A 22157-nucleotide genomic window follows, 5' to 3' on the forward strand; every position below is an offset into this window, starting at 1 on the left:
CGCCATTGAGTCAGTCGGCCCATGGCTCTAGAATCGGCAGCCAGCCCTTTATCATCTGAGGAAACGTTATGAATGGATTGTCCCCCCTGCGAGCCGAACCCGCCCGTCACCCCATCGGGCGTGGCTGGGTCTGGGTGCGATCCGGTTTCGATATTTTCAACAAGGGCATGGGTATCAGCGTCGCCATGGTCCTGATCTGGTTCGCGGTCGGTCTGCTGCTGGATCGCCTGCCTGCGGGCGGCCTCATCTCCCAGTTGCTTTATATGGTGTGGGGTGCTGGCTGGGTGGTCGTGGCCCATCGGGGCTATGAGGGAAATGAGCTCAAATTTGCCGACTTCTTCGCCGGGTTTCGCAACAAGCTGACTCCGCTGATGCTGGGGGGCCTGCTGGTGCTGGCCCTCTTCACCCTGATCGGCCTCATTTGCCTGGGGCTGCTCTCCATGTGGGGGCTGACCTCCCTGCTGACCCAGGATCCCGAATCCATGGTGGTGAGCGTGGCTCAGGCGCAAGGGCTCTTGTTCTGTCTGTTGCTGGGACTGGCGCTGCTGATCCCTGTATTGATGGCCATCACCTTCGCACCCGCCCTCATCTATTTCCACGATATGGGCATATTGCAGGCAGCCAGATTGAGTTTCAGGGGCTGTCTCACCAACATGTGGCCTTTCCTCTGGTGGGGCCTGATCACGGCTGGTCTGATGCTGTTTGGCGCAGCCCTGATGTTGATTGGCCTGCTGGTGGTGATACCGGCCCTCAACTACTCCATCTATGTGGCATATCGGGACATCTATCTGGATGTGGCTCAGGAGGCTCAGTCCGAGGCGCCATTGACCGGTTTTGAAGCCTGATCCGGCTACAATTGACCGGGATATACAGTGACAAGGGGCCTGCGGGCCCCTTTTGCATGACGTCGCTTTACTCCTGCCACATGGGGTCGGCCCCCATTCTGACCACCAAAAAATCGAGGAAGCTGCGTAGCAGGGGAGACATCTGTTTGCGGGTACCATACACGCCGTAGACGCCGAGCCGCTTGGGTTGCCACTGGCTCAGCAGGGGCACCAGAGCACCGCTTTCCAGATAAGGTTGCGCCGAGTAACGGGGCTGCATGCTGATGCCTGCCCCGCCCAGGGTGGCCTCCAGCAGCAGGTTGGAGATGTTGGCGCTGAGATTGCCGCTGACTGGCACAGATTCCGGTCCGGCCGGCCCCTGAAACTCCCACAGGCTCTTGCCAAAATAGGTGTAGGTGAGGCAGTTGTGCAGGGCGAGATCCTGCACTTTCTGTGGAGTCGGGTGCCTTGCCAGATAAGCCGGGCTGGCACAGACCACTGAGTGGCAGGTGCCGAGCCGGCGGGCCACCAGGTTGGGATCCAGATCATTGGTGATGCGAATGGCCAAGTCGATCCGCTCCTCCACCAGATTGACGGTGCGGTCCAGCAGCAGTATATCGATGGCGGTACCCGCATACTGGGCCAGGTAGTCATTGGCAGCCCCCACCAGCAGGGCCTCCGATAGGGAGTAGCTGCTGGTGATACGCAGTTGTCCCTTGGGAGCCTCATCGCCCCGGATGGCGATCTGCTCCATCTCTTCCCCCAGCGCCAGCATGGCTCTGGCCCGGTTCAGTGCCTCTTCCCCCGGGCCGGTCAGGCTCAGTCTGCGTGTGGTGCGATGCAGCAGACGAGCCCCCATCCACTGTTCCAGCTCCGCCAGATAGCGCGTCACCATGGCGCGCGACATTTCCAGCTTCTCCCCGGCGCCACTCAGGCTGCCCTGTTCGACTACGCTGACAAAGACCCGTAATGCGGTCAGTCGATCCATGTGCAGGTCCTCTATATGTTCGATTAATGCAACAGTGATGCGCTTATTATGCTGTATTTGTACCGTTAATGATCCAATAAACTGTGTCTATCTGATGAACCACCCGATGACTTGATAAGGAATACCCGATGAACAATACCCTGATCCGCAATCTGACCCTGGCTACCACCCTGTTGAGTGGCGCTGTCCTGGCGGGCCCCCTGACCGTGACTGTCTACAACCCGGGCGAGAAGGCGATCTTCCCGGTCTCTTCCTCCCTGGTGGCTGGCGACAAAGAGGCCATTCTGATTGACGCCCAGTTTGATGTGAAGAACGGTCAGGCCCTGGTCGACATGATCAAGAAAAGCGGCAAGCAGTTGACTACCGTTTATATCAGCGCGGGTGACCCCGATTTCTACTTCGGTCTGGAGCCCATCCTGGCTGCATTCCCTGGCGTCAAAGTGCTGGCAGACCAGCATGTGATCGACCACATCAACAAGACCAAAGATGACAAGCTGACCTATTGGGGACCCATACTGGGCGAAGGTTCACCCAAGAGCCTGACAGTACCTCAGGTACTGACGGCCAACCACCTGACCCTGGAAGGGGAAAAGATTGAAATCAAAGAGATGAACACCCCGACCGCTTACCTCTGGGCGCCGTCCATCAAGACCGCATTCGGTGGTGTACCGGTTTATCACGGTGTTCACGTGTGGATGGCGGACAGCCAGACCAAGGAAGCCCGTGCTCACTGGGTGAAGACCCTCAACGAATTGCAGGCGATGAAGCCCGAGCGCGTCGTACCGGGCCACTTCCTGGGCACTGAGCCCAAGGGAACCGAAGCCGTGACCTTTACCCGTGACTACGTACAGCGTTTCGAGCAGGAGCTGGCCACATCCAAGAATTCTGGCGAGTTGATTGAAAGCATGAAGAAAGCCTTCCCGTCCCTGCCGGTCGATGACGGCCTGGCCATCGGCGCCAAGGTCAACACCGGCGAAATGAAGTGGTAAGCCACTGAGCCTGCTTTCCCTGTGTTTTTTGCCGGGCCCTGGGGCCCGGTTTTTTTTAGCCAGACAATCGAGAGTGAATCACATGAAAGAGACAAGCCTGCATTACGTATATGACCCCCTCTGCGGCTGGTGCTATGGCGCAGCCCCCTTGCTGCAAGCGGCTGCCGGGATAGCGGGCCTTCGCATTGAACTCCATGCCGGCGGCCTCTGGCTTGGCGAGCGTCGCCAGCCCATGGGCCTGGCACTGCGCGATTACGTTCGCCCTCATGACGAGCGGATCCAGGCCCTTACCGGCCAGCCCTTCGGCGAGCGCTACTTCAACGACTTGCTGCTCAGTGATGGCCTCTTGCTCGATTCAGAACCGCCCATCCGTGCCATCCTGGCGATCACGGCGTTGGGTGGCAATGGCCTGGCCCTGCTTCATCGCATCCAGCAGTCCCATTATCGCGATGGCATCTGGGTCGGTTCCCTCGCGCACCTGAGCAGTCTGGCGGCAGAGCAGGGCATTGACTCAGCTGCATTTGCTGATGCCTATCAGAACGTGGATCTGACCACTCATCTGGCGGACAGCCAGGGCTGGATGCGCCGCCTCGGCGGTCAGGGCTATCCCACTCTGGGTCTGGTGCAGGGTGCCAAAGTGACACCTGTGTCGGCTTCGTCCTTCCTGGGGGAACCGGATGCATTTGCTCGCAAGCTCCGGGAGCTGATGGGACGTTGAATTCCTTACCCTGCTGTTGAGGCGCAGGATGAGCAGGGGGCTTGGTGGCGAGATGTCGCTTTTCATCTACCCGCCCTGCGCCGAGGCCTTGGCTGATATGACGATATATCGATTGACGGATAGTTTGAAAATCATCCGCTTGCACTCATCACGCTATGCTTTATGGGAAGTTGCTCGGGAGTGTGGCTCCACGGGTTTGCGTCCAGCTGCCAAGGATATCAATCATGTTCAAAAATATGTCTATCGGTCAGAAGTTGAGTACAGGGTTTGCGGTGCTGGCGCTGCTTGTGTTTGTGCTGGCTGGCTTCGGGATCTCCCGGCTCTCCTACCTGAACAACAATACCCAGCTCATTACCGATAATCTGGTACCTTCCATTCGGTATGCAAGTCAGATGCAGGTAGCCTTGCTGGATGCACGCAGAGCCCAGTTGGCCATGGTGATCGCCCGTGCCAACAATGACAGCGCCGACATCACAAGACGCAACGACAGCGTCACTGAAGCAAAAGGGCGTTTTGCCAAGGCTGTGGCTGACTATGGGCGCCTGACATTCAATGCGACCGATGAAGAGCAGACATATGCAGCCTTGCAGCCAGCAGGGGAGGCCTATTTCAGTGCCCATGATCAGCTCTATCAGGCTGTGATGCAGAACGACAGTGCCCGCATAGGGGATTATCGGGACGGCTTGACGCGCACAACCCTGGAGCAGGCGACCAAGCTCACCACGACTTTGCATGAGATTAATGATCGGATTGGGCGGACGATGGAGCGAAACGGCGATCAGACATACGAGTCCGCCAAGCAGCTCAGTATGGCCATCGGGCTGGTGACGCTGATCTTTGTGGTGCTGGTGGCCTGGTATCTGACCCAGCAGATCAAGCAACCGGTCAACAAATTGCTGGAGCTGGTGGGCAAGGTCGCAGCGGGGGACCTGGCTGCTCACCTCGACTTGAAGTGGTTCAATAACGACGAGTTGGGCAAGCTGGCCAAGGGGTTTGGCGAGATGCAGGGAAATTTGCGCAATCTGGTCAGCGAGGTGTCTGGCTCTGTGGTGCAACTCAGCTCAGCGGCGGAAGAGATAAGCGCCGTCGCCCGTCAATCCGCCAGCAATATGAACAATCAGCAGCATGAGCTGAACCAGCTGGCCACCGCCATGAACGAGATGCAGGCCACAGTGCAGGAGGTCTCCCGCAATACCAGTGACGCCGCCAGTGCCGCGACTCAGGTAAGCAGCTCCGCCGAGCTGGGAGCCAATACCGTCAACGACTCCATCAAACGCATTGAGCAGGTGGCCGGTGCCATCGAGAGCACGGCAGTGGTGATCCGCCAGCTCGGCGATGACAGCCGCAATATCGGCATGGTGCTGGAGGTCATTCGTGGCATAGCCGAGCAGACCAACCTGCTGGCATTGAACGCCGCCATCGAAGCTGCACGGGCTGGTGAGCAGGGCCGTGGGTTTGCCGTGGTGGCCGATGAAGTGCGCACCCTGGCCAAACGCACTCAGGACTCCACTTCCCAGATCAACACCATCATCGCCGAGCTGCAGCAGCGGGCCGAGCAGGCTGGCACTACCATGCAGCAGAGCCAGGAGATGATGAACTCCACCGTGAGCACAGCCCGGGAGGCGGGACTGTCCATTTCGGAGATCAGCAATTCGGTAGAGAGCATCTCCCACATGAACATCCAGATTGCCACCGCAACCGAAGAGCAGGGGGCGGTGAGCGAAGAGCTCAACCGCAACGTGGTCAACATCAGCCACGCCTCGGAAGAGGTGGCGGCCGGTGCGACCCAGATGGCGCAAGCCTGCAACGACCTCAATCACCTGGCGAACCAGCTGCAGGAGATGGTTCGCCGCTTCCGGGTGTGATCATCGGGAGACACCAATCCATGGAGCGGGTCCGGATCCCATATTCGGGCCCGCTCTGTTTTTAGTCAGGCCTGATTTCCTGCTCTGCCACCATCCCTTGTCCCTCTCGCCGTTCTTGGGCATGCTAATGGCCCATTTGGTTGGCAGGATTCTGGATGTATGAACCTTCGCGATCTCGAGTATTTGGTGGCACTGGAAGAGGAGAAGCACTTTCGCAAGGCGGCGGAGCGCTGCTTCGTCAGCCAGCCGACCCTGAGTGGTCAGCTGCGCAAGCTGGAAGATGAACTGGGGGTGATCCTGATCGAGCGTACCTCGCGCAAGGTGCTGTTTACCCCGGCCGGTGATGCCATGGCCCATCAGGCGCGCAAGGTGCTAAAAGAGGTGCGTGAACTCAAGAACATAGGCCAGCACTTTGCCGAGCCCATGTCTGGCGAGATCCATATCGGCTTCATTCCCACCGTTGGTCCCTATCTGTTGCCCCACATCATTCAGGATCTGCGCGAGCATTTTCCCAAGCTGGAGTTCTACCTCTATGAGGAACAGACCCAGTTGCTGCTCAAACGGCTGGAGGAGGGAGAGCTGGATTGCCTCATCCTCGCCGAGCTGGACGGCATGGAAGGGTTTGGCTCCATCCCCCTCTATCAGGAGCCCATGTGGCTGGCGGTGCCGCAGCACCACCCGGAAGCCAAGGCCAGGGCTGTGCCGCTCAGCAATCTCAAGGGCAAAAAACTGCTGATGCTGGCCGATGGTCACTGCTTGCGGGATCAGGCGATGGGATTCTGTTTTGCCGCCGGCATCGGTGAGGATCAACGCTTCAAGGGCACCAGTCTGGAGACGCTGCGCAACATGGTCGCTGCTGGCAGTGGCATGACCCTGGTGCCCAGGCTTGCCGTACCCGCCAATGCCGAGGAGGGCGGCGTCAGCTATCGGCCTGTGGTCGACCCAGTGCCGGGGCGCACCATCTCACTGCTCTATCGTCACTACTCGGTACGCAGGCCCTGCTTCAACGAGCTGGCCTCCCGCATTTCCAGTCTGATGAAGAGCCTGCTCGGCTGACATTGCAGGCGTAGAAAAAGAAAACCGGCGCCTTGGCGCCGGTTTTGTCATCTGGTGTTGCTTAGAAGATATCGTCGGTGGAGACGGGTCCGTCAGTGGGCGAGCCATCGCCGCCATACACCTGATTGCCGTCCGAGCTCTGGGTCGCAAAGCGGGTCGGTTCCGTGCCTTCCTTGAAGAACTCCTCGGTGCTGCCGTCTGCGCGGTTGGTCAGCAGACCGGTTTCACGGTCGATCCGCACCGTGATGATCCCCTCCGGTACCGGCATCTTGCGCTCGGGTACCTGTTTGAGCGCCGTCTTCATGAAGTCGATCCAGATGGGCTGCGCAGCTCCGCCGCCAAACTCGGCCCGGCCCAAACCACGCTGGTGGTTGTCAAAACCGATCCAGGAAGTGGCGACCAGATTCGGGGTATAGCCGGAGAACCAGGCATCACGGGATTCGTTGGTGGTACCCGTCTTGCCGGAGATATCGTGACGCTTGAGATCCCGCGCCGCGCGCCAGCCGGTACCGCGCCAGCCATTGCCACCCCAGATGGCGGTGGTCAGGGTATCTGTGACCAGGAAAGCGCTCTGGGCACTGATGGTCTGCGGCGCCATGTTGTTGGGCACGACAGGATCGATAGGGCACTGGGCCTTCCAGTCAGGAGCTGTATTGGCATAGGCATCGGCACTGTCGAGGCTTGCCGCCGCCAGTACGCCGCAATCACGGCAGGCTGCAGCCGGATTGGCCTGATAAACGGGGACGCCAAAGCTGTCGACTACTTCCGTGATGAAGTAGGGGGTCACCTGGAAGCCGCCATTGGCGAGGACTGAATAGCCACGCACCACTTCCAGCGGGGTGAATTCGGCGGCTCCCAGAGCCAGCGATTCGTTGGCGGAGATGGTATCGCGCGCGAATCCGAAGCGGGTCAGACCGTCGATATAGGTGTCCAGACCGATGGCGCGCATCAGCCGCACCGACATCACGTTCTTGGACTTGGCAAGGCCGAGACGCAGTGAGGTGGGGCCTTCGTAGATGGCCGGGGAGTTCTTGGGCTGCCACATGGGGCCCTTGGAGGGATCCCACTGGTTGATGGGGGCATCGTTGATGAGGGAGGCCAGGGTATAACCCTGCTCAAGCGCTGTGGCATAGAGGAAAGGCTTGATGTTGGAACCTATCTGGCGGCGTGCCTGATCGACCCGGTTGAATTTGGACAGCTCGAAGCTGAAACCGCCGACCAGTCCCTCTATGGCACCATCCTGCGGATTCATGGCCACCAGAGCAGCGTTGACCTCGGGGATCTGGGAGAGCAGCAAGGCTTCGCCCTTCTCTCGGACCCAGATCTGGGCGCCAACTTTCAGCACATCACGGGCGGAACGGGGGGCGTAGCCCTGGCGATCGTCCGTGATGAAGGCGCGAGCCCACTTGATGCCGTTCCAGCCAAGCTCAGCCTGCTTGCCATTTTTCAGCACCAGGGTCGCCCCCTTGTCATCCAGCTTGGTGACCACGGCCGCCATCAGGGGTTCATAAGTAGGTTGCTTGGCCAGATGGGCCATTATCTGCTCGTAATCCCAATCGGCTTCGCCTGATTTCCACAGCAGTGCTGTCACGCCACGGTAGCCGTGACGAGTGTCATAGTCGAACACCCCATCCAGCAAGGCCTGACGGGCGGCGCGCTGGCGCTTGGCACTGACAGTGGTATAGACGTGCAGGCCCATGGTGTAGGCATCTTCACCGAATTGCTGCACCATCTTCTGGCGCACCATCTCCCCGAGATAGGGAGCATTGAGGGTGATCTCGGCACCGTGATAACGGGCCTTGATGGGCATCTTGGACGCCTCGTCATACTGGGCCTGGGTGATCTTGCCGGTTTCCAGCATTCGACCCAGCACCACGTTGCGGCGGGCAAAGGCACGTTCCGGTGAACGGATCGGGTTCAGCATCGACGGTGCCTTGGGCAAGCCGGCTATGATGGCGATCTCGTCCAGGGTCAAATCCTTGACCTCTTTGCCGAAGTAGACCTGAGCGGCTGCACCGACCCCGAAGGCACGGTAACCGAGGGGGATCTTGTTCAGATAGAGCTGCAGAATTTCGTCTTTGGAGAGATTCTGCTCGATGCGCCAGGCCAGAAACACCTCCTTGACCTTGCGCACTATGGTTTTTTCGTTGCTCAGGAAGAAGTTGCGGGCGACCTGCTGGGTGATGGTACTGGCACCCTGGCGAGCCTGGCCGGAAACAGCCCAGACAGTGGCAGCCCGAACGATACCGATCGGGTCGATACCCGGATGCTCATAGAAGCGGGCATCCTCGGTCGCGAGCACGGCATCGATCATGGGTTGGGGAATTTCGTTCAGATGCAGAGGGATGCGACGAATTTCGCCAAATTGGGAGATCAATTCCCCATCCCGGCTGTACACCTTCATCGGGGTGGCCAGCTTGACGTCGCGCAGGGCGGTCACATCCGGCAATTGGGGCTTGATGTAGAAGTAGATACCGATGAGGCTGGCAACACCCAGCACAGCACCCAGTATCATGACAATAAACAGGCGTACGAGCCATTTCAGCATGGAAGAACTACCAATCGTCTTAAAATTAGCCAACGGGCGCAGAGTATAGCCCTTTTGCCTCCGTAAATTCGAGGTTTTCCTGTTCGTAGTCAGGGTCCTCGACAAGAGGCGGGAGGTTAGCATTCTGTGGCTCAATAACCAAGGGGAGGTGGGGGCAGCCAGAAAGCGAGATGCATCACTTTTCGGTACAAACTTTATGACATTGATAGATAGAGCATTTAGGATGAGTTAAGCCATCACCTTGCTGTGAGCTGTCCTACAATCAATCCTAAAACCCAATAACGCATGGATGTGTATATGTTTGGGCTATTTAATAAAGGTTCCTTGCTTCCCTTGGCAGGCATTGATTTTGGGAGCCAGACCATCAAGGCCGTGACCATCACTGGTCGCCCCGGCAAACTGCATCTCGAATCGGTGGCGGAAGTCGTTACCCCCAAGGGCACCCTGGTCGATTACCAGTTGCAGGATATCGAACGGGTCAGCCAGTCTCTCAAGACTCTCAAGCGCCTTATCAATGGCAACAGCCAGTATGCGGCCACTGCCGTTACTGGCTCCAATGTCATTACCAAGGTGATCCAGGTCGATGCTCGCCTCAGCGAAAATGAACTGGAAAATCAGGTACAGCTGGAAGCCGAGCAGATCATCCCTTTCCCCCTCGATGAAGTGAGCCTGGATTTTGAGATCCTGAGCCTGGCCAGTGATCAGGACCGGCAGGAAGTGTTGTTGAGTGCGGCCCGTACCGAAAGCGTGAACGGGCGGGTCAGCGCCCTGGCAGAGGCGGGCATGACCACCAAGGTAGTAGATGTGGGAGCTCATGCCCTTGGGCGCGCCGTCCTCGCCTGCCAGCCCGAGCTGCTTGCCTGGGAAAAACCGGTTGGAGTGATCGATATCGGGGCCAGTGCCATGACGTTTGCGGCCTTGGTCAAAGGCCAGACGATTTATTCCAGACTGCAGAATTTTGGCGGGGATCAATACAGTCAGGCACTCTCCTCTTTTTACAGCATGAGCCTGGAGGAAGCCGAGCAGGCCAAGATCAAAGGCACTCTGCCCGCTGACCATGAGCTGGATGTGCTGTTACCCCATGTCAATGCCCTGTTGCAGCAAGTCAGGCGCAACGTTCAGCTGTTTTGCAGCTCCTCTGGCTATCGGGAGTTGTCAAAGCTTGTCCTGACCGGAGGCGGGAGCCTGCTGCCCGGGCTTGTCAGTCAACTGCAAGATGAACTCAATTGTGAGGTGTTGCATCCGGATCCTTTCAGCTTGTTCGGCAAGCCTAAAGGGGAGGGAGGTGTGGTCCATGGTGCCAAGTACATGACGGCGCTGGGGCTGGCATTGAGGAGCTTCACACCATGTCAAATATAAACCTGCTCCCCTGGCGCGAAGCCCGCGCCCTGCGCCAGAAGAAACAGTTCGGGGTCATGCTCGGGATTTTCCTGGCGATCACCGCCTCTCTCGGCTTTGCCGCCGACTGGCTGGTGAAGCAGCAGATCAGCCATCAGCAGCAACGCAATCAGCGTTTGTTGCAAGAGATGACCATACTCGATGCGCAACTTGGCGAGATCCGCTTGCTCAAGGAGCGACGCAAGGAGCTGATCGATCGCATGCAGTTGATTGAACAGCTGCAGATGCGTCGCAATTTGCCGGTTCGCCTGTTCAATCAGCTGCCTTCGCTGGTGCCCAATGGGGTTTATCTGAATACGCTTGCTTTGCAAAGCAACCGGATCGACGTCAACGGCAAGACTGAAGCCTATGGCAGGGTCGCCAGCATGATGCGGCGCATCGATGGTTCCGGTTGGCTGAGCCAGTCACAGATCAGCACGATTTTTGCGGCAGATGTCGCACCTGTGTCGCTGAGTCAGTTCTCCATGATGTTTCTGGTCGCGACGACAGCCGGCGTCACCGTCGATGTGACTAAGGGGCAACAATGAACCTGCAACAACTCAATGAACTGGATCTCAACAGCATTGCCAGCTGGCCCAAGCTGGCCAAAGGAATTTTCATCCTGTTTTTCTGTACGTTGCTGGGGGGGGCCATCTATTACTACGTGATAGCAAATTCGTTGACCTTGCTGACACAGGAGACAAATAAAGAGGCGGAGCTGAAGGGGCAGTTTGAGAGCAAGGCGATGCTTGCGGCCAATCTGGGCGCATACAAGGCGCAAATGGTGCAGCTTGAACAACTGGTGGATGCCCAGCTCAAGCAGTTACCCAACACCCATGAGGTGGCGGGTTTGCTGGACGATATCAGTTTCATCGCGACCGACAATGGCCTCAAATTGAATCGCATCAATTGGGAGCCAGAGATCAAGCACGAGTTTTCGACCGAACTGCCCATGCGTATCGAAGTAGTGGGCACCTACAATCAGATTGGCAAGTTCACGGCGGACATGGCGGCTCTGCCGCGTATTGTCATCCTTGAGTCGTTCAACCTTGGCCAGAGCAAGGGAGAAGATGAGCTGATCGCCATGTCGATGCTGGCCAAGACCTACAAGTACAACGGCAAGTCAGTGGGGCAGAAAAAATGAGAATGATCTGCGTGCTGTTGCCGGTGTGTTTGCTGACCGCCTGCAGTGGCCAGGATGACATGGATAATTATGTGGCTCAGACCAAGGCCAGGAAGCCGGTCCCCATTGAGCCATTGCCTGAAATCAAACCCTTTTCTCCCATGGCTTATCGGCTCAGTGAGCAGCGTAGCCCCTTTATTACTCCCCAGCCGGAGACCAGCAGTGCCAAGGTCGATGCCAAGGTCAAGCCTGATTGTGCCCAGATAGTGGCCAACCGGGAGAAGGAGGTACTGGAGAGGTACTCTCTGGCCAACCTCATCATGCAGGGCTCCCTTGGCCAGCAAGGGCAGCTGTGGGCTCTGGTCCGGACGCCGGATGGTCAATCCATACGGGTTGGTCTCAATCAGCACATGGGATTGGATCAGGGGCGGGTGATCAGGATCACTGACACTAGCATGGATTTGATTGAGACTGTACCGGATGGCAAAGGATGTTGGGTCACCAGAGAAACCCAGTTGAGCATGGCCAATCTTGAAGCAAAACGATAATCAGGGATGAACTGCGATGAGAGCAACAATAGGTAGTGTCACCAGAGTAGTCCTGCTGTTTTGCGCCGGAGTATGTGGCCAGGCCTGGGCCGTGGCCACATTGCAAGAGGTCAGGGTCAATCCGCTGATGGCCGATCAGCTGTTGCTGGAGCTGAGCTTCAGTGAACCCGTCAGCGGATTTACCGACCGCCTCTCCTATCAGCCTAACCAGCTGCTGTTGCATGTGCCTGGGGCAGTGGGGGCGCTCAATGTCAATCCGCTGCCGATCAAGCAACAGGGGGTCGACAACCTCAAGGTAGAGGGTAAAGGGACAGGTCTCGACATCAAGATTGCCCTCGACCAGTTGACCCCTTATCAGGTGCATCAGCAGGGCAACAAGCTGCTGGTGGCGCTGGGAGACAAGGCAAGCATGCCACCTCCTGCCTCGTCCCAGTCATCCGGCATGGTATCGTCAGCACAGTCTGCGCCTGTCAATACACAAGCCGTCACTCAGTCAGCCTTGATTAATACCCAGATAGTTGCCCAGTCAGCCCAGGCTGCCGCCCCTGTTGCCAGCAAACCGGTTTTGCCCGTATCCCGCACCGAGGCGAGCGGCGCCTATTTCAATTCCGTCAAGGGCGTGGACTTCAGACGGGGCAAGGATGGGCAGGGGGAGTTTCTGGTGATGCTGGACAACAGCTCTGCAGCGGTGGATGTCAGCAGCCGCGGGCAGACAGTGCTGGCCAAATTTCATGGCACCCGGATACCGGATGAGCTGCTCAACCTGATCAATGTGCAGGACTTCGCCACCCCCGTATCCCAGGTGGAAGTGTTCCGTCAGGGCAATGACACCCTGTTCGAGCTCTCCGTCAACGGCCAGTTTGATTACCGTTACGATCAGGCTGACAAAATGTTCATCGTAGAGGTGAAGAAACGCATAGCGGCAACGGCTGGAAAACAGTATCAGGGCAAGCCTATCTCGCTCAACTTCCAGGATATCCCGGTGCGAACCGTGTTGCAGCTCATCGCTGATTTCAACAACCTCAATCTGGTCACCACGGACTCAGTGGCAGGCAACATTACCTTGCGACTCGATGGCGTGCCCTGGGAGCAGGCGCTGGACATCATCCTCAAGGTGAGAGGGCTGGATAAACGGCTGGATAACAATATCTTGCTGGTAGCGCCTGCCGAAGAGATTGCGCTGCGTGAGAAGCAGCAACTGGAGAGTCGCAACCAGGTGGCCGAGTTGGCCCCTCTCTACACAGAATACCTGCAGATCAACTATGCCAAGGCGACCGAGGTAGCCTCCCTGCTCTCCTCCGAGAACACCAAGCTGCTCTCTGCCAGAGGGGCGGTGAGCGTGGATGAGCGGACCAACGTGCTGGTGGTCAAGGACACTGCCGATGTGATCAGCAACATCAAGCGGATGCTGGATATCCTCGACATTCCGGTCAAGCAGGTGGTGATCGAAGCGCGCATGGTCACCATAGATGATGGTTTTGACGAGGCGCTCGGGGTGCGCTGGGGGGTGACCAAGAACGACGGGCACGGTAACAGTACTTCAGGCAGCATCGAGGGCAACGATGGATCAGGCAACAACAACGGTGGTTCTGCCATCACTCGACCCGGGGTAGAAGACAGGATGAACGTCAACCTGCCGGTCACCAACGCCGCTGGCACCCTGGCATTCCAGGTTGCTCGTCTGGCGGATGGCACTCTGCTGGATCTTGAACTGTCGGCGCTGGAAAAGGAGAGCAAGGCCGAAATTATCGCGAGTCCAAGAGTCACCACGGCCAACCAGAAACCTGCATTGATCGAGCAGGGGACCGAGATCCCCTATGTGGAGTCTTCCTCCAGTGGTGCTACCTCGGTTACCTTCAAGAAGGCTGTCCTCAGCCTCAAGGTTACCCCCCAGATCACGCCGGACAATCGGGTTATTCTGGACTTGACCGTGACCCAGGATACCAAGGGTGAAACGGTACCGACCGGTACCGGTGATGCGGTTTCCATCAACGCCCAGTCCATCACGACCCAGGTGCTGGTCAACAATGGCGAGACCCTGGTGCTCGGCGGCATCTATCAGCAGACCATCAAGAGCGACGTCAGCAAGGTGCCTCTGCTTGGTGATATCCCGGGCCTTGGCGTGTTGTTTCGCAAGACAACCAGCGAGAATAAAAAGCGGGAATTGCTGATTTTCGTGACACCCAAGATAGTTACCGACGCCTTCTGAATGCTTTACATGTGAGGGTAAAACACATATAACCTTACGCCCCAATGATGCTGGGGCGTAAGGGCTGCGGTTGCCAGTCCTGATTTCTATTGAGATAATCCCCCTCCTGATCCATCGCAAGATAAGGTTCATAGGTACCCCGATCGAGTGTTTGTCGGGGTCGTACAGTTTGTAATTACTAACGAAAAGACATGGCTGAGAAACGCAATATTTTCCTGATAGGTCCCATGGGTGCGGGCAAGAGCACCATAGGTAGACATCTGGCAGAACAACTGCATATGGAGTTTTTCGACTCAGATCATGAGATTGAGCGCCGCAGTGGTGCCGATATCGGCTGGGTGTTCGATGTTGAAGGCGAAGAGGGTTTCCGGATCCGCGAAGAGAAGGTCATAGGCGACCTTTCAGAACAGCAGGGTATCGTGCTGGCGACAGGTGGCGGTGCCATCAAGAGCCGAGAAACACGGAACAAGCTCTCTGCTCGCGGTATCGTGGTATACCTCGAAACAACGATTGAGAAGCAGCTGGCGCGTACACAAAGAGACAAGCGTCGCCCACTGCTGCAAACCGAAGAGCCGCCGCGCGAAGTGCTCGAGCGTCTGGCACAAGAGCGCAATGCGCTGTATGAAGAAGTGGCTGACTTTGTCATCCAGACTGATGATCAGAGCGCTAAAATCGTTGCCAATCAAATTGTTAAGTTGATCGGCATGTAATCTAGAGGACGTCCATGGAAAGGTTGAAGGTCGAACTGGGTGAACGCAGTTATCCCATCGAGATAGCGGCGGGTCTGTTGCAGCATGCAGAAGTGCTGACACAAACCATCAAGGGAAAACGGGTCATGATAGTGACCAATACCGTTGTCGCTCCCTTGTATCTTGAGCGGATTATCCAGTTGCTGTCCGGTTTTCAGGTTGAACACCTGATACTGCCGGACGGTGAGGCTTACAAGACCCTGGCAACCTTCGAGTGGATCATGTCTGCTCTGCTGGAAACCAATCATGGTCGGGACACGACACTGATCGCCCTGGGGGGCGGTGTGATAGGAGATGTTGTCGGCTTTGCTGCGGCAAGCTATCAACGTGGCATTCCTTTTATTCAAGTGCCTACCACACTGCTCTCCCAGGTTGATTCCTCCGTCGGCGGCAAGACCGCCGTCAACCATCCCCTCGGCAAGAATATGATTGGAGCCTTCTATCAGCCCAAGCATGTGGTCATTGATACCGAGTGCCTCAAGACCCTGCCTGCCCGCGAATTTGCCGCCGGCATGGCCGAGGTCATCAAGTACGGCATCATCTGGGACGCCGAATTTTTCTCCTGGCTCGAAACCAACATGTCCCGTCTGCAGGCGCTGGAACCAGCGGCCTTGGCGTATGCCATCCGCCGTTGCTGCGAAATCAAGGCCGATGTGGTGACGCAGGATGAGACGGAGCACGGGGTTCGCGCTCTGCTCAATCTTGGTCACACCTTTGGTCACGCCATCGAGGCTGAAAAAGGGTATGGCAACTGGCTGCACGGTGAAGCGGTTGCCGCAGGCATGATGATGGCTGCCTCCACGGCCGAGGCTCGGGGCGATCTGGATGCAAGGCAGCTTGCCCGCATTCGCGATCTGCTGCTGGCGGCCAATCTGCCCATTCAGGCACCTGCCGATATGGATTTCGCTGCCTTCATTCGCCATATGCGCCGAGACAAGAAGGTATTGGAAGGCAAGTTGCGACTGGTGCTGCCGGTCGGTATCGGTCACGCACAGGTCGTAGCCGATGTCTCCGATGATGAATTGCTGGCGGTGATTGAGTCTGGTCGTGAGTAACAATAAGCTGCTTAAATTTCCTTCCCAGCGGCAGCTGGTTGATCGGCTGCTGCATCTGATTGAATTCAATCACCCTTTTATTTTTCTCTCCGGCAAACCCGGTAGTGGCCGCGGCACCCTGTGTGAATCCCTGCTCGGCAACTTGCCCGAAAAAGTGCGGGTAGTGAGCCTGATTGGCAGTGCAGCCATGAAGATGGCGGACGTGCGCCAGCTGCTGCTGCCCCAGGTGGTGGCAAGGCCGCTGTTCAATCCGCAGGATGCGCTGGCAGAGAGTTTCTTTCGCATGCTGGAGGGCAAGCCCTCCACCCTGTTGCTGCTGATCGAGCGTGCTGACGAGCTGCCTGTCGAGCTGGTCGGCGAGCTGTGGAGTCTCTGTCGTCACAACGATACCCTGCCCATGCCACACCAGCTGGCGATCGTGCTCTCCGGGAGTGACGTCTGGTGTCGCACTCAGAAGAGCCTGCTAAAAGGGCGGGCCATGCCGGCTCTGGAGCTGGAGGTCGCGCCACTGAGCGCACCGGAGCAACGTATCTTCTTGTATGAGAAAGCCAAAGAGCTCAAGATCCCGACAGCCCTCTTGCCCAAGCTGAAAGTGGAAGAGATCCTGAACGTGGCGAATGGACATCCGTCCACCATCATGCAGTTACTGGAGGATATCATGACCGACAGAAGGCCCAAGAAACGTCAGGCCGAGTTGCCCGTTAAAAAGATTGCCATAGTGTTGGCGCTGGTTGCCGGCGGTCTGCTGGCCCTGAGCTATCTGCTGCCAGCCCTGTTCAGCGACGAAAGCAAGAGCACCGGGCTCACCCCCTCGCAAACCACTGCTTTGCCCATTCCCGTCTCAGGCGGAGATCCACTGACCGCAGGCGGTAGCAGCAATGACGGTCAGAATGGCGGTCAAAGCAGCCCGAATGTCAGCGGTGATAACCCCGGCGGTGTGGTGCGTGATTGGCAGCCTGATGCCAAGGTATTGCCCAAAGCCGTCGAGAGCGAAACGCTGACCACTGAATCGACCAACTATGAGGGGCGCCGTGTGGTGATCTCCGACGAGGTGGTCCAGAAGTTGATGAAACAACCCAATGTCAGCGGTGCCTTGCCCACTGGTGTGGTGGATGAGCTGACCGGTGTCAGTTCCCGGGCTGCTTCGACCGAGACCCCATCGACCCAGGGACTGACAGCGCAAGCTCCCCAATCGGCCACTGAGCCCAAGGCCCGGAACACGGCCCCCGTTACCAAACCGGTCGCCAAGCCAGCCGTTGTCGAACCGGCGGCTGCACCTGCGCCCAAGGTCGCCCTGACGCCGACGGCGACCCTGAACAAGAAGCCCAGAAATCACTACAGCGTCCAGCTGATGGGGGCGAGCAACACTGCCGCGGTTGACAAGTTTGTGGCCGAACATGGTCTGACTGGCAATGTCTGGGTCTACAAAACCCAGTTCCGTGGCAGCCCCTGGTATGTGGTGCTGCAAGGGGATTACGCCAACACCACTCAAGCCAAGGCCGCCATTCGCAAGCTCTCGCCCGCCCTGCTCAAGGGGCAGCCTTGGCCCAAGTCGTTTGCTCAGGTACAAAAAGAGTTGAAGCAATAGCCATTCGGCCTGAGAAGGGGGTAGAATCGTCCCCCTTTTTGGGTCTATGCCTTCTTAACACCGGATTTCCATGAAAAAAACACGCGCTTTTTTAAAATGGGCCGGGGGAAAATACTCCCTGGTTGAAGAGATTGCCGAGCGTTTGCCTGCCGGGCGTGTGTTGTTGGAGCCCTTCGTCGGGGCCGGGTCTGTTTTTCTCAACACCGACTACGATGCCTATGTGCTCAACGATATCAATCCGGATCTGATCTGCCTGTACAACCATCTCAAGGTGATGCCGGATAATTTCATCACCGAAGCACGCAAGCTGTTCGTAGCGGAGCACAATCACAAGGCGGCCTACTATCGGCTGCGCACCCAGTTCAACCAGACTGAAACTACCTTCGAGCGGGCGATGCTGTTCCTGTTTCTCAACCGCCACGGTTTCAATGGCTTGTGCCGTTACAACAAGAAGGGCGGCTTCAACGTGCCGTTCGGTTCCTACAAGAAGCCCTACTTCCCTGAAAAAGAGCTGTGGGCCTTTGCCGAGAAGGCGCAGAAGGCGACCTTCATCTGTGAAAGCTACGCCGATGCCATCAAGCGTGCCGAGGAAGACTGGGTGATCTACTGCGATCCCCCCTATGCGCCACTCTCCAACACGGCGAGCTTCACCACTTATTCAGCCGGCGGCTTCACCCTGGACGATCAGGCCATACTGGCGCGGCTGGCACGTCATACCGCTGCCCGCAAGGGGGTGCCGGTGCTAATCAGCAACCACGACATAGCGCTGACCCGTGAGCTCTATCGTGGCGCCCGACTGGACGAGATCCTGGTCAAGCGCACCATCAGTCGCAACGGAGGCAGTCGCAACAAGGTAGCCGAGCTGCTGGCGCTTTATCCGCCCGGTATAGAGCCGGAACAGGGCTACTACCCAAGCGACGCCGAACTTGTTTCGCTCGGCTGATCCTCTGGCGGCACTTTCGGGTGCCGCTGCTGTTTCTGCCTGCCGCCATCCTGGTGTTCGCCTCGTATTTGCTGGATATGGGCGATAAATCGGGTGACCCGCTTTTTCCTGCCTGTGTTCGGGTCGTTTTCATCTGATATTTGCGGTAAAATTGCGCCGCTTTTTCTGCCACGCTGCCAATGGATGACGCTGATGAAAGACTTTCTGATTGCCCCCTCAATCCTCTCCGCCGATTTCGCTCGTCTGGGTGACGATGTTGCCAGGGTGCTGACCGCCGGTGCCGACGTGGTGCATTTCGATGTGATGGACAACCACTATGTTCCCAACCTGACCATAGGCCCCATGGTCTGTCAGGCCCTGCGCGACTATGGCATCAAGGCGCTCATCGATGTGCACCTGATGGTCAAGCCGGTGGATCGCATCGTTCCGGACTTCGCCAAGGCGGGGGCCAACCTGATCACCTTCCACCCGGAAGCGTCCGATCACGTGGATCGTACCCTGGGTCTCATCAAGGAGCAGGGCTGTCAGGCCGGTCTGGTGCTGAATCCGGCGACCTCGCTCTCCTGTCTGGAGTACGTGATGGACAAGCTGGATGTGATCCTGCTGATGTCGGTCAACCCTGGCTTCGGTGGCCAGAGCTTCATCCCCGGTACACTCGACAAGCTGCGTCAGGTGCGTCGCCTGATTGACGAGAGCGGCCGTGACATTCGCCTCGAGATCGACGGCGGCGTCAAGGTAGACAATATCCGCGCCATCGCCGAAGCGGGTGCCGACATGTTCGTGGCGGGCTCTGCCATCTTCAGCCAGCCTGACTACAAGGCGGTGATCGACCAGATGCGTGCGGAGCTGAGCCATGTCCAGCGCTGAGCGTGATTTTGATCTGGTGCTGTTCGATCTGGATGGCACCCTGATCGACAGTGCCCCCCAGCTGGCGCTGGCGGTCAACCGTACCCTCACTGAACTGGGTCTGGCCGAGGCTGATGAAGCCGTGGTGCGTACCTGGGTCGGCAATGGCGCCGACAAGCTGATCCAGCGCGCCCTGGATTATCGTGAGGCTCCTGAACTGTTTGCCAGGGCCCGCCCCCTGTTCGATCAGCACTATCAGGCCTGCCTGCTGGAAGGGCTTGAAATGTATGATGGTGTGGAACAGAGCCTGCGCCGCTTGCAAAAGCTGGGTTACAAACAGGCCGTGGTGACCAACAAGCCGAGTCACTTCGTGCAGCCAATCCTGGATGCCCTTGGCATCAGCGACTGTTTCGCGCTCTGGCTGGGTGGCAACTGTGTGCCGGTCAAAAAGCCGAGCCCCGAGCCCCTGCTGCATGCCTGCCATGAGCTGGGCGTCAGTCCGTCCCGCACCCTGATGGTGGGCGATTCCGAAAATGACGTGCTGGCTGCTCAGGCTGCCGGCATGAAAGTAGTGGGGCTCACCTACGGCTACAACTATGGACGTCCCATTGCAGATTCCCGCCCGGACTGGGTATATGAGCAGTTTGCCCAGCTCGATGCCCTGTTAGCCGAGTAAGGTGTCGGGTTGGCCGAATAACAAGGATTAACACTCTCATGACTAAACCAATCGTACTGAGCGGGGCTCAGCCGTCGGGTCAGCTGACCATAGGCAACTATATGGGCGCCCTGCGTCAGTGGGTCAACATGCAGGATGACTTCGACTGCCTCTACTGCATCGTCGATCTGCATGCCATCACCACCCGTCAGGAGCCAGCGGCCCTGCGCAAGGCGTGTCTCGATGCCGCCGCCCTCTATCTGGCGGTGGGGATCGATCCGGCCAAGAGCACTGTCTTTATCCAGTCCCACGTGCCGCAGCACGCCGAGCTGGGCTGGATCCTGAACTGCTACACCCAGATGGGCGAGCTGTCGCGCATGACTCAGTTCAAGGACAAGTCCGCCCGTTTCGAGAACAACGTCAACGTCGGCCTGTTCGGTTATCCGGTGCTGATGGCGGCAGATATCCTGCTCTATCAGGCCAACCAGGTGCCGGTCGGCAACGATCAGAAACAGCATCTGGAGCTGACCCGCGACATCTGCACTCGTTTCAACAACCTGTACGGTGAGGTATTCACCCTGCCGGAACCCTTCATTCCGACCGAAGGGGCGCGGGTGATGAGCCTGCAGGATCCGACCAAGAAGATGTCCAAATCTGACGACAACGAGGCCAACTTCATCGGCCTGCTGGAAGATCCCAAGCAGATCGTCAAGAAGATCAAGCGTGCCGTGACCGACTCCGACGAGCCGGCCGTGGTGCGTTTTGATCCCGAGAACAAGCCGGGTGTCTCCAACCTGCTGACCCTGATGTCCGGGGTGACGGGCCGTTCCATCCCCGAATTGGAGCAGCACTTCGAAGGCAAGATGTATGGTCACCTCAAGACCGAGACCGCCGAGGCGGTCGTTGCCTTGCTGGAGCCCATTCAGGCGCGCTTCCGCGAGTTGCGTCAGGATGAGGCTCATCTGCAAACAATTTTGGCGGCAGGCGCACAAAAGGCGCGTGAAAGGGCTGAAAAAACACTGACCAGCGTATATGATGTAGTCGGCTTCGTTCCTCGAGCCTGACATACTGGGAAGGTGTAGTAGAAGAGAGCTGGGTCTTTGCCTAGCTTTCTTTGTTTTACCCGACCTGCTATTCGTTAATTCATCTTCCAATTTCAAACGCGGGCTTCTGCCCCAAGAGTGAGCATGTCTGTCGAATTAAACACCACGATTGAAGAGTTGGGTGACAAGGGTCACTGGCTGCGTAAATTCCGCAAGGCCAAGAACCTCAATACCCTGCAACTGATGGTCTCCAACGCCATCGACAAATATCACAACACCCCCGCCATTGCCGCCGCCATCTATCTGGCAGAATGCCAGCGCGAGCGCGAAATGGAGCAGGGCCGCTATCTGGATCGTTGATTCTCTGCCTCTGGTTGCCCCATGCTCTTGTTGATCGATAACTACGACTCCTTTACCTGGAACCTGGTGCAGTATTTTGGCGCTCTGGGGCAAGAGGTGGTGGTAAAGCGCAATGACGAGCTGACGCTGGATACCATAGCGCAGCTAGCTCCCCGTTATCTGGTGATCTCTCCCGGCCCCTGCACGCCCAATGAGGCGGGTATCTCCCTGTCGGCCATCAGCCGTTTTGCGGGTCAGCTCCCCATCCTTGGCGTCTGTCTCGGTCACCAATCCCTGGCTCAGGCTTTTGGTGCCCGGGTGGTGCGCGCGCGTCAGGTGATGCACGGTAAAACCTCCCTTATTCGCCATCAGGGCGAGGGAGTATTCAAAGCGCTCAACAACCCGCTGCGGGTCACCCGCTACCATTCGCTCATCGTGGAACGGGAAACCCTGCCCGACTGCTTCGAGGTTACCGCTTGGAGTGAACACGCCGATGGCTCTTTTGACGAGATCATGGGTCTGCGCCATAAGCAGTTGAATATAGAGGGAGTTCAGTTCCATCCGGAGAGCATTTTGAGCGAGCAGGGCCACCAATTGCTGGCCAATTTTCTGACAAGTTCCTGAATGGTTGTGATTGGCCTCACAGAATCGAGATGAGGCCAAAAATATTTTCCCTGACACTTTATTCACCCCC

21 protein-coding genes are annotated in these 22157 nt (G+C 57.7%); 19 read left to right on the forward strand and 2 right to left on the reverse strand.

Going from position 1 to position 22157, the window contains the following annotated elements; all coding sequences use genetic code 11:
• Window positions 1-68 precede the first annotated feature (68 nt).
• A complete protein-coding gene (locus GWQ27_RS16000; protein ID WP_275907763.1) occupies window positions 69-845 on the forward strand; it encodes a BPSS1780 family membrane protein in 777 nt (258 codons plus the stop codon).
• A gap of 67 nt (window positions 846-912) precedes the next feature.
• On the opposite strand, the gene GWQ27_RS16005 is transcribed toward GWQ27_RS16000, so the two are convergent.
• Window positions 913-1812 (reverse strand): LysR family transcriptional regulator, encoded by a 900-nt coding sequence (locus tag GWQ27_RS16005; RefSeq protein WP_059111480.1) that lies wholly within the window; start codon window positions 1810-1812, stop codon window positions 913-915.
• Between the two features lie 128 nt (window positions 1813-1940).
• Here GWQ27_RS16005 and GWQ27_RS16010 point away from each other — a divergent pair, with 128 nt between their 5' ends.
• The 4 genes from GWQ27_RS16010 to oxyR all read left to right on the forward strand — a co-directional run bounded on the left by GWQ27_RS16010 (window position 1941) and on the right by oxyR (window position 6440).
• Window positions 1941-2801 carry a Vmh family MBL fold metallo-hydrolase gene (locus GWQ27_RS16010; RefSeq protein WP_275907764.1) on the forward strand — a complete coding sequence of 287 codons (861 nt, stop codon included), beginning with the start codon at window positions 1941-1943 and terminating at the stop codon, window positions 2799-2801.
• Between the two features lie 82 nt (window positions 2802-2883).
• Window positions 2884-3519: a DsbA family protein gene (locus tag GWQ27_RS16015; protein ID WP_275907765.1), complete on the forward strand. Its 636-nt coding sequence runs from the start codon at window positions 2884-2886 to the stop codon at window positions 3517-3519.
• A 224-nt stretch (window positions 3520-3743) separates the two neighbouring features.
• Window positions 3744-5384 (forward strand): methyl-accepting chemotaxis protein, encoded by a 1641-nt coding sequence (locus tag GWQ27_RS16020; RefSeq protein ID WP_265433366.1) that lies wholly within the window; start codon window positions 3744-3746, stop codon window positions 5382-5384.
• A gap of 159 nt (window positions 5385-5543) precedes the next feature.
• Window positions 5544-6440: a DNA-binding transcriptional regulator OxyR gene (oxyR, locus tag GWQ27_RS16025; RefSeq protein WP_021138222.1), complete on the forward strand. Its 897-nt coding sequence runs from the start codon at window positions 5544-5546 to the stop codon at window positions 6438-6440.
• 61 nt (window positions 6441-6501) lie between these two features.
• On the opposite strand, the gene GWQ27_RS16030 is transcribed toward oxyR, so the two are convergent.
• Window positions 6502-8988, reverse strand: a complete 2487-nt coding sequence (locus GWQ27_RS16030; RefSeq protein WP_275907766.1) for a PBP1A family penicillin-binding protein — start codon at window positions 8986-8988, stop codon at window positions 6502-6504.
• Window positions 8989-9273: 285 nt separating this feature from the next.
• On the opposite strand from GWQ27_RS16030, the gene tapM reads away from it, so the two are divergent.
• The 14 genes from tapM to GWQ27_RS16100 all read left to right on the forward strand — a co-directional run bounded on the left by tapM (window position 9274) and on the right by GWQ27_RS16100 (window position 22087).
• Entirely contained in the window at window positions 9274-10347 is a 1074-nt protein-coding gene (gene tapM, locus GWQ27_RS16035; RefSeq protein ID WP_275907767.1) for a PilM family type IVa pilus assembly protein TapM, read from the forward strand.
• Window positions 10335-10913 carry a PilN family type IV pilus biogenesis protein TapN gene (tapN, locus tag GWQ27_RS16040; protein ID WP_005317129.1) on the forward strand — a complete coding sequence of 193 codons (579 nt, stop codon included), beginning with the start codon at window positions 10335-10337 and terminating at the stop codon, window positions 10911-10913. Before tapM ends, tapN begins: the two co-directional genes overlap by 13 nt.
• Window positions 10910-11509 (forward strand): PilO family type IV pilus biogenesis protein TapO, encoded by a 600-nt coding sequence (tapO, locus tag GWQ27_RS16045; protein WP_275907768.1) that lies wholly within the window; start codon window positions 10910-10912, stop codon window positions 11507-11509. Before tapN ends, tapO begins: the two co-directional genes overlap by 4 nt.
• Window positions 11506-12036, forward strand: a complete 531-nt coding sequence (locus tag GWQ27_RS16050; RefSeq protein WP_275907769.1) for a pilus assembly protein PilP — start codon at window positions 11506-11508, stop codon at window positions 12034-12036. The genes tapO and GWQ27_RS16050 overlap by 4 nt, the downstream gene beginning before the upstream one ends.
• Window positions 12037-12052: 16 nt before the next feature.
• Window positions 12053-14245: a type IV pilus secretin PilQ family protein gene (locus tag GWQ27_RS16055; protein ID WP_111587368.1), complete on the forward strand. Its 2193-nt coding sequence runs from the start codon at window positions 12053-12055 to the stop codon at window positions 14243-14245.
• Window positions 14246-14436: 191 nt separating this feature from the next.
• Complete coding sequence (gene aroK / locus GWQ27_RS16060; protein ID WP_005317117.1) at window positions 14437-14955, forward strand: shikimate kinase AroK; 519 nt, start codon at window positions 14437-14439, stop codon at window positions 14953-14955.
• Between the two features lie 14 nt (window positions 14956-14969).
• Window positions 14970-16049: a 3-dehydroquinate synthase gene (gene aroB / locus GWQ27_RS16065; protein ID WP_275907770.1), complete on the forward strand. Its 1080-nt coding sequence runs from the start codon at window positions 14970-14972 to the stop codon at window positions 16047-16049.
• Window positions 16042-17637, forward strand: a complete 1596-nt coding sequence (locus tag GWQ27_RS16070) for an SPOR domain-containing protein (RefSeq protein ID WP_275907771.1) — start codon at window positions 16042-16044, stop codon at window positions 17635-17637. The genes aroB and GWQ27_RS16070 overlap by 8 nt, the downstream gene beginning before the upstream one ends.
• 70 nt (window positions 17638-17707) lie before the next feature.
• On the forward strand, window positions 17708-18580 hold the full coding sequence (locus GWQ27_RS16075; protein WP_017412038.1) for a Dam family site-specific DNA-(adenine-N6)-methyltransferase: 873 nt from the start codon (window positions 17708-17710) through the stop codon (window positions 18578-18580).
• Between the two features lie 192 nt (window positions 18581-18772).
• A complete protein-coding gene (gene rpe, locus GWQ27_RS16080; protein WP_005317108.1) occupies window positions 18773-19447 on the forward strand; it encodes a ribulose-phosphate 3-epimerase in 675 nt (224 codons plus the stop codon).
• Entirely contained in the window at window positions 19434-20102 is a 669-nt protein-coding gene (locus tag GWQ27_RS16085) for a phosphoglycolate phosphatase (RefSeq protein ID WP_058393825.1), read from the forward strand. The genes rpe and GWQ27_RS16085 overlap by 14 nt, the downstream gene beginning before the upstream one ends.
• 38 nt (window positions 20103-20140) lie before the next feature.
• Entirely contained in the window at window positions 20141-21145 is a 1005-nt protein-coding gene (trpS, locus tag GWQ27_RS16090; RefSeq protein ID WP_021140399.1) for a tryptophan--tRNA ligase, read from the forward strand.
• A gap of 123 nt (window positions 21146-21268) precedes the next feature.
• A complete protein-coding gene (locus GWQ27_RS16095) occupies window positions 21269-21484 on the forward strand; it encodes a hypothetical protein (RefSeq protein WP_005317103.1) in 216 nt (71 codons plus the stop codon).
• 21 nt (window positions 21485-21505) lie between these two features.
• Window positions 21506-22087, forward strand: a complete 582-nt coding sequence (locus GWQ27_RS16100) for an aminodeoxychorismate synthase component II (protein ID WP_096118611.1) — start codon at window positions 21506-21508, stop codon at window positions 22085-22087.
• Window positions 22088-22157: the final 70 nt, after the last annotated feature.

The organism is Aeromonas sp. 5HA1 (assembly GCF_029237245.1).
In the GTDB taxonomy this organism is placed as follows: Bacteria; Pseudomonadota; Gammaproteobacteria; order Enterobacterales; family Aeromonadaceae; genus Aeromonas; species Aeromonas salmonicida.

Bases quoted from the DNA above. Each gene is read 5' to 3' on its own strand.
- GWQ27_RS16000 (WP_275907763.1), top strand. From the start codon at position 69: ATGAATGGATTGTCCCCCCTGCGAGCCGAACCCGCCCGTCACCCCATC.
- GWQ27_RS16005 (WP_059111480.1), bottom strand. From the start codon at position 1,812: ATGGATCGACTGACCGCATTACGGGTCTTTGTCAGCGTAGTCGAACAG.
- GWQ27_RS16010 (WP_275907764.1), top strand. From the start codon at position 1,941: ATGAACAATACCCTGATCCGCAATCTGACCCTGGCTACCACCCTGTTG.
- GWQ27_RS16015 (WP_275907765.1), top strand. From the start codon at position 2,884: ATGAAAGAGACAAGCCTGCATTACGTATATGACCCCCTCTGCGGCTGG.
- GWQ27_RS16020 (WP_265433366.1), top strand. From the start codon at position 3,744: ATGTTCAAAAATATGTCTATCGGTCAGAAGTTGAGTACAGGGTTTGCG.
- oxyR (WP_021138222.1), top strand. From the start codon at position 5,544: ATGAACCTTCGCGATCTCGAGTATTTGGTGGCACTGGAAGAGGAGAAG.
- GWQ27_RS16030 (WP_275907766.1), bottom strand. From the start codon at position 8,988: ATGCTGAAATGGCTCGTACGCCTGTTTATTGTCATGATACTGGGTGCT.
- tapM (WP_275907767.1), top strand. From the start codon at position 9,274: ATGGATGTGTATATGTTTGGGCTATTTAATAAAGGTTCCTTGCTTCCC.
- tapN (WP_005317129.1), top strand. From the start codon at position 10,335: ATGTCAAATATAAACCTGCTCCCCTGGCGCGAAGCCCGCGCCCTGCGC.
- tapO (WP_275907768.1), top strand. From the start codon at position 10,910: ATGAACCTGCAACAACTCAATGAACTGGATCTCAACAGCATTGCCAGC.
- GWQ27_RS16050 (WP_275907769.1), top strand. From the start codon at position 11,506: ATGAGAATGATCTGCGTGCTGTTGCCGGTGTGTTTGCTGACCGCCTGC.
- GWQ27_RS16055 (WP_111587368.1), top strand. From the start codon at position 12,053: ATGAGAGCAACAATAGGTAGTGTCACCAGAGTAGTCCTGCTGTTTTGC.
- aroK (WP_005317117.1), top strand. From the start codon at position 14,437: ATGGCTGAGAAACGCAATATTTTCCTGATAGGTCCCATGGGTGCGGGC.
- aroB (WP_275907770.1), top strand. From the start codon at position 14,970: ATGGAAAGGTTGAAGGTCGAACTGGGTGAACGCAGTTATCCCATCGAG.
- GWQ27_RS16075 (WP_017412038.1), top strand. From the start codon at position 17,708: ATGAAAAAAACACGCGCTTTTTTAAAATGGGCCGGGGGAAAATACTCC.
- rpe (WP_005317108.1), top strand. From the start codon at position 18,773: ATGAAAGACTTTCTGATTGCCCCCTCAATCCTCTCCGCCGATTTCGCT.
- GWQ27_RS16085 (WP_058393825.1), top strand. From the start codon at position 19,434: ATGTCCAGCGCTGAGCGTGATTTTGATCTGGTGCTGTTCGATCTGGAT.
- trpS (WP_021140399.1), top strand. From the start codon at position 20,141: ATGACTAAACCAATCGTACTGAGCGGGGCTCAGCCGTCGGGTCAGCTG.
- GWQ27_RS16095 (WP_005317103.1), top strand. From the start codon at position 21,269: ATGTCTGTCGAATTAAACACCACGATTGAAGAGTTGGGTGACAAGGGT.
- GWQ27_RS16100 (WP_096118611.1), top strand. From the start codon at position 21,506: ATGCTCTTGTTGATCGATAACTACGACTCCTTTACCTGGAACCTGGTG.